Genomic DNA, 6,976 nt, shown 5'->3' on the forward strand with positions numbered 1-6,976 from the left:
CCCCCAATGCCGGCAGGACCTCCCGGTGGTGAGATGGGCGGCATGTATTAAGAAGTACCTAGAATGCAACCAGATATGGAGGGCAGAGATTTTCTTTGCCCTCCATTTTTTTTCTCTATAAGACCTGCGCAGCAGGTTCATAAGTCCCCCTGATAAGGGGGATTTAGGGGGTTGGCTGTGCATTGAGAGTGTCTAAGTAATTCTAAAATCTACTATAAGAAGAAACACCCAATAATATGCGTCTATCATGGAATGAAATCCGCACCCGCGCCGCCGCATTCGCTCAGGAATGGGCAGATGCAGGCTACGAAAGAGGACAAACCCAACTGTTCTATCAGGAATTTTTCGCCATCTTTGACCTACCGGTACGGCGAGTTGCGACGTTTGAGGAACCCGTTAGGCTGCTCGGCGATAGGCGTGGCTTTATTGACCTCTTTTGGAAAGGCGTGCTCCTGGTTGAACAGAAAAGTGTGGGACGCGACTTAACACAAGCCAGAGCCCAAGCACTCTCTTACTTCCCCGGTATTAACGACGCTGACCTGCCGCGCTACCTCCTGCTGAGCGATTTCCAAACCTTTGAGTTATAAGACCTTGACGAAGATGAAAGCGTTGCTTTCACTCTTGCTGAGCTACCCCAACATGTCGAAAAATTTGGCTTTATCTTGGGCATACAGAAGCGATCCTTCAGGGATCAAGATCCGGTCAACATCGAAGCCTCCGAGCGCGTTGGACAGCTTCACGATGCGTTGCATGAATCCGGTTACACAGGCCATAATCTGGAACAATTCTTGGTCCGCATCGTTTTCTGTTTCTTCGCCGATGACACCGGCATCTTTGAGCCACGCGACATTTTTCTTGATCTGTTGGAGAACCGGACACAGGAAAATGGCTCAGACCTCGGTGGCTTGCTATCACTACTGTTTCAGGTGCTCAACACACCCGTAGACCAGCGCTCTATAAACCTTGACGAATACCTCGCCCGTTTCCCCTATGTCAATGGCGATCTGTTCCGCGAACAACTGCTCATCCCGTCATTCGATTCCGAGATGCGCCAGCGGCTCATTGACGCCTGTCACTTCAATTGGTCGGAAATCTCCCCAGCAATCTTCGGTTCGCTCTTTCAATCAGTGATGGACGAAGATGAACGCCGTGCCCAAGGCGCGCACTACACCACCGAAAAGAACCTCCTCCGTTTGTAGGTGCGAAGTTTCAATCGACAGCGCAGCGTCGGCAAATGAGGACTGCCATCAATTCACCTTCGGGACGAGCTGGTTCGCTTGACTACGTTGGCGCCTGGTTCATTAAAGCTGGTGAATATGTGCAGCAGAGCGAGGCCCAGATTGGTTTTGTAGCGACTAATTCCATCACCCAAGGCGAACAGGTAGCGCAGCTTTGGCCCCTCCTGTTTGACCGTTGCTCCCTAGAAATCGCTTTTGCCCATCGCACCTTTGCATGGGGTTCGGACGCCCGTGGCATGGCGCACGTTCACGTTGTTATTATTGGACTGACAAAACAGAGTGAAACGCCACAAAAGAAGCGACTGTTTTCCTACGAAACCCTCAACGGTGAGCCACACGAGAGCCGTCACGCTGCTCTCTCACCCTACCTGTTCGACGCCGGCGGATTGACCGATTCGCGGATTGTTGTGAAGAAGGAATCCCGGCCGATCAATGGGCTACCACGATTAATTATCGGCTCCAAACCCATTGACGGAGGACACTACATTTTCAACGCCGAAGAACGCGCTGCGTTTTTGCGAGAAGAGCCCAATGCTGAACCGTATCTACACCCTTTCGTGGGAAGCCGCGAGTTTCTACAGGGTGGAGAACGGTGGATACTGCGCTTGGCTGATGCGGAGCCCCAAGTGCTGAGGACGCTGCCGAATGTCCGTGAACGTATCGCTGCTGTCCGTGCTTATCGGCTATCGAGCAGGAGCAGACCGACCCAGGCACTTGCTGAAACACCGACACTCTACCATGTCAACGTTGTTCCAGACGCGCCGTTTTTGGTCATACCGAAGGTGAGTTCCGAGCGACGGGAATATGTGCCGATTGGGTGGCTGGAGCCGCCGGTAATTCCAAGTGATCTAGTCTTCATTATCGAAAATGCTACCAAACCCCTATTCGCGCTGCTTACTTCGGCGATGCACATGGCTTGGCTGCGTCACATCGGTGGACGTCTGAAAAGCGATTACCGTTACTCTATCGGTCTTGTCTACAACACCTTTCCGGTGCTAGTAGTCTCCGCAGAACGGTTGCAACACCTTGAACCGTACGCTGACGCTCTCCTCGCTGCTCGTGCCGTGCTTCCGAATACGACCTTAGCCGATCTCTACGATCCGGATCTGATGCCGGTCAACCTACGCAACGCGCAACGCGACCTAGACCGCGCTGTTGATAGGCTCTACCGACGTTCTCCATTTTCCTCAGACCGTGAGCGGGTCGAACACCTGCTCGGTTTGTACGAAAAAATGATGGTGCCGTTGGAGGCAAACGCTAGGACGCGCCGGCGGAGATAGTGGGGAAAACTATATCGCCCATTTTTTTTGGAGGCATAAAAATGAGATTCCTTCTGATCATCGCTTTACTATTCCTCTCAGCTTGCGGTGAGGAACACATTGAGATTATCACTATCGGTCCTTACACCAAGCGGTGTCAGGGATTTGTTGAACAGGATTGCTATCTTGAGTACAATGAGGATTCAGAGCGCTGGGAGTTTTTCTACGAATCTATCCAGGGTTTTGATTTTGAGCCGGGGTTTGTCTACACGCTGGAGGTCAGGTTGGAAGATCGTGGTACGGAGATACAGGATGTGGGGCGGTATGCGTATCACCTTATCACAGTAGTCGAAAAGAAAAAAGCACCCGATGATTTTAGTTACGGTTGGTGAGGTAACGGGGGCTAGCATGCAGGTTGGATTGAGTTGGGTTTCACTCCGCCTATATTGAAAAAGACTGTTTTTAAGTATCGAACTTTTATTGTCTCAAATAGGATTCACGTTTAACCGTTCAACCCAACCTACATCTATTAGTGTATGATTTGTGACTTATTCCAATTCATCACAGTGATTCCAGGCGAGAGGTTGTCCTAGAAGATGATGACAGAACCATTTCAGGTTTTGCGACATCACTGCCCGGGCAGCTCGTGGAGTTTCGTTGGGTACACCGTGACCCATGTTAGGATAGCGGAAAAGTTCCACGGGAACCCCTTGGGCTTCAAGTTGGCTATACAATTCTTGTGCGTTTGCAAAATGCACAATGGAATCAGCGTCACCGTGTTGAACTAGGGTTGGTGTCTTTTTAATACTGTCAGCAGTTGCGGGAGATGCCTGTTGATAGCTTTCCGGGATTGCACAGGGAAGCCCTCCAAGCACCTTTTCTGGAAAACGGTGGAAATCAGATGTCGCGTGATACGTTGTCCAGTTGGTGATGCCCGCTCCAACACTCACAGCAGCAAAACGATCTGAGTGCATACCCACAAAAGCAGCCACAAAACCACCGTGGCTCCAGCCGGCACAGCCGACGTGTTCTGGATCCACATAGCCTTGTTCAATCAGGTAATCAACACCACTTTCGACATCCCATAATTCACCCCTGCCAAGGTTATCGTGGTTCAACTCAAGAAAAGCATGACCGCGCCCGTCTGAACCACGGTAATTGGGCTTCAGTACCAAAATCCCACGAGCTAGAAACTGAAGCGTTGGATAGAACCAACGATCTTCCCAATCAAGCCGAAGTTCTAGGGCCGCCGTGGCTGGACCGCCGTGCACCACCCCGATGAGCGGATACTTTAGAGTTGGATCAAAATCCGTGGGTTTGAATAGAACCCCCTCGATTTCTGTGTTGTCGAGGCTTTTCCAGTTAATGACCTCTCTTGTCCCCCAATCCCAGTCCTCACATAAAGAGTTAAAAGCCGTGATTTGCTGTGTTTCTAGGGGCGGGGATATTGTCTGTATGGACGAAGATGGAGTAGGCGGACATTCTGTCTTGGGAACAACGACGACTTCTGGAACGTTGTGTGCTCCACCCGCTGCGAATGTTAGGACTCCTACTTTGGAAATATCGAAACAGGTTGGTGGCGTGCAGAGTGGATAAATATCTCCAAAATCAAGGGTTTCCAATTGACTAGACACATCAAGTCGAGCGAGGCGTGATACGGTTCCGTCGATGTAGTGAAGGTAAATGCCTTGCTCATGCCATCTCGCGGCAAGAATTTGTGATTCAAAATGGGCTGTGAGGCAACGCCGGTCTGATATTGAGGCATCCGAGGATAGCGAATGGGCCCAGAGTGCCCAAGGCTCGTTGGAAAAAAACTCAGAACGCCCCCCGTTCCAGTTAAGTAGCAGTGTCCGTCCGTCAGGAGCCACATCCATAACAGCTGCGTTTGAAGGTAAATCTAGCTGGCCCCAAGAAAATTCCGCTTTCTCTTTCGCCTCGGAGGCTGCGATGAGTGCGAGTTCTCTTGGGCCTGCGGAAAGCCTCCAGACACAAATCGCGTCGGGGTCATGTTGAAACTGACAATTCAGATAAAGGGTATTGCTCGACAGACAGAGATCACGTATCCGCAGAGAAGAATCCAATCCGTCTGTTAATCTTAAGGCGTTGGGTGCATCGGTTGAGGGGAGGTTCATGGAGGCTTTTTCAGATACGCCGACGTTAGGCAAATCTGTGTAGAAGAGTTGTGTCGTTCGTGGTTCTTGACCAACATGGACGTAAGACCCGTACCGCTGTTCTCGTTTAAGAGTTTGATTATTTGGATCGCTATCGGCATGGTAGATGATACCGTTGCCATAGCACCAAAACTTTTCAATACCGTGCGGCACAAACGTGATTTGCATACCAGAAGTATCAGCGGGGTTAAAGAACCATATCTGTGATTTATTGCCAAGACACTCTGAATCTTTTGAGTCGCGATGCAACACCACAAGCGTGTTGTCATTCAACCAGCGGGGATGCCATGTATTCTCTGCTATCTTTCGTGTCTCGTTTCGATCAATATTGTAAAGGAAGCACGTCAACACGTATCTGTTTTTTTTCCAATCTGTGGTTCGCACCACATAGGCAACATATTCACCTCCCGGGGCAATAGCAACCTCAGTGATGAAGGGAAAGGAGATTGTGTCAGTGATGGTCGGTGTGTGTCGATGCACTTTCATATCAAAAGCCTTTCTCTAACCTTTGGTGCTAGCTAGTGAAAAAGTCGTTTGCACATTGTTCAAGAGTTCATTGATTCATTAATTGGTTGGTTCATCCACTCTTCTTGCGTTCCCCCCTTCGGATACACATGTCGCCCCGCTGGGGCTTTAGGGTATTTGTTTATCCGTGTGCTATAGACATGTCGCCCCTCTGGGGCTAAATGAAGCGCTGAACCAATGCTTTTCACGTTTCACGCATCACGTTATCAACAGCTTAACCTAATGTCAATCAGGGGCAAGATGGAGGCCATTGGTCGTTTTTGTGCCTGCCTAAAATTGTGTCACGGGTTTCAGCAACCGTACTTGCCATAGACTCGGTTGATGTTGCACGATTTCTTAACATAAACGCGAGATGTTTTTATTACCCTCCATGTTTCTGAGAAGGGTGTTTACGACTATACCGAACTCGGCGACAATAGACTTGCCGCGTTGGATAAATTTTTCGCGGATACACCCGTTGTGTTGGTACAGTTCATTTCAACGGATTCGATTTATTGAGATAATCCTCTCTTTCCTATCCTGTTCCGCCCACCGAAATTAAAAAGACAAGGTTCATATAAAAAGAGAGTGCAAAGCACTCCGGAGAAACCGAGGTTTTGACAAAAGTTCAATAGGCGGGGCAAGAGGCGGGGCAAGTCGCTTTGGATCCCGATTTATCGGGGATGCCCCGCCTACGGCAGATTTTCCGTTGCACTAACTCTTTACATGAGCGAAAAGACAGTTGTGCCGAATAGTGCAATTCTGGAGGTACAATCTACACCATTTGGTGCGTTCAGTTGATTAACCGACAACAGAAAGTTACGGGTCAATGGCACACTAGTTGCGCTTAGGCAACACATCACAATGTAGACTCTTGCATCGCACCTGATGTGAGGGTTCCCTCAAATCTCGAAACATAAACCATAATTTTGGAGGAAAAACATGAGTGCCAAGAAGACTTCAGGGGCTGTGATGACCTCGTTGATTGTTCACGGAGTTGCCTTCGTTATCGCGGGTGTTTATCTCGTCACCCAAACCCAGCAGTTCAAAGATTTAGTCGGTGCCGAAGTGCTACAAGCCAAAGAGCCCCCCAAACCTCAAGTTCGTAAACCGATTTTCAAAACAATTAAGCCAACGGTTCCAACTACAAGTACGGTAATCGTTGAACCAGTTCAGGTTAAACACAGGGTCACGACAGCACGGCTCGTGCGTCCAACCTCCGTACAGCCACAAACCGTTTTGGAATTCTCCAACAAAGCGCTGACGTTCGATGCTCCCATTAGCCCGAACGTGCCTAAGGTAGTCAGTGCCAATGCGCCTGTGCCACGGGTTGTGACACAGGTTGATTTGCCCGTTTCTGATGCGCCCGGTGCATTGGCATTTTCCGCACCCGTCGCAACCGCTCCAAGTGCCGCACCCGCTAACATTGGTCGTGGTATCGGTGGTGTTGTGCAGGTAAAAATCGCTTTTGAGCGTCCGGCGGGGCTTTCTATGGTTGAAGAGGTTGGTTCAATCCCTGATGCCTTGAGTGATGTTGTCAAGAATATATCCTTGGGCAACGTGGAGGTCCCACCGCTGCCCCGTGGTGAACCCGGTGGTCGTGTCATTGGTCGCGGTGCCGATATTCGCGGTGTGTTCCGGTTTACCCGTGTCCGTCACAGTCTCTCCGACTGGTGGGCTGATGCCTCCTCGCTGAACGCGTGGACGAAGTGGATGAACGAACGAACAAAGATTAAAACAGACATGAACGTCGAAGGTGGCGCACTCAAGTTCACCGATGCGAACTTGCAAAAAGCCCCCATGC

The 6,976-nt window shown here is 50.0% G+C and carries 3 protein-coding genes and 1 pseudogene; 3 read left to right on the forward strand and 1 reads right to left on the reverse strand.

Going from position 1 to position 6,976, the window contains the following annotated elements:
* The first annotated feature begins 236 nt into the window (after positions 1–236).
* Positions 237–2,518, forward strand: a pseudogene (locus J4G02_20095) (class I SAM-dependent DNA methyltransferase).
* A gap of 41 nt (positions 2,519–2,559) precedes the next feature.
* The gene (locus tag J4G02_20100; protein ID MCE2396828.1) at positions 2,560–2,889 is read left to right on the forward strand and encodes a DUF4377 domain-containing protein; all 330 of its coding nucleotides are present in this window, start codon (positions 2,560–2,562) and stop codon (positions 2,887–2,889) included.
* A gap of 156 nt (positions 2,890–3,045) precedes the next feature.
* Here the strand turns inward: J4G02_20100 and J4G02_20105 are convergent, their stop codons facing one another.
* Positions 3,046–5,154, reverse strand: a complete 2,109-nt coding sequence (locus J4G02_20105; GenBank protein ID MCE2396829.1) for a S9 family peptidase — start codon at positions 5,152–5,154, stop codon at positions 3,046–3,048.
* Between the two features lie 960 nt (positions 5,155–6,114).
* Between J4G02_20105 and J4G02_20110 the strand changes: the two genes are divergently transcribed.
* The coding region (locus J4G02_20110) for a hypothetical protein (protein MCE2396830.1) at positions 6,115–6,976 on the forward strand (862 nt) is incomplete at its 3' end.

This window comes from Candidatus Poribacteria bacterium (assembly GCA_021295755.1).
Lineage (GTDB): Bacteria > Poribacteria > WGA-4E > WGA-4E > PCPOR2b > PCPOR2b.

Coding starts and splice junctions, on each gene's coding strand:
- J4G02_20100 (MCE2396828.1), top strand. CDS start 2,560: ATGAGATTCCTTCTGATCATCGCTTTACTATTCCTCTCAGCTTGCGGT.
- J4G02_20105 (MCE2396829.1), bottom strand. CDS start 5,154: ATGAAAGTGCATCGACACACACCGACCATCACTGACACAATCTCCTTT.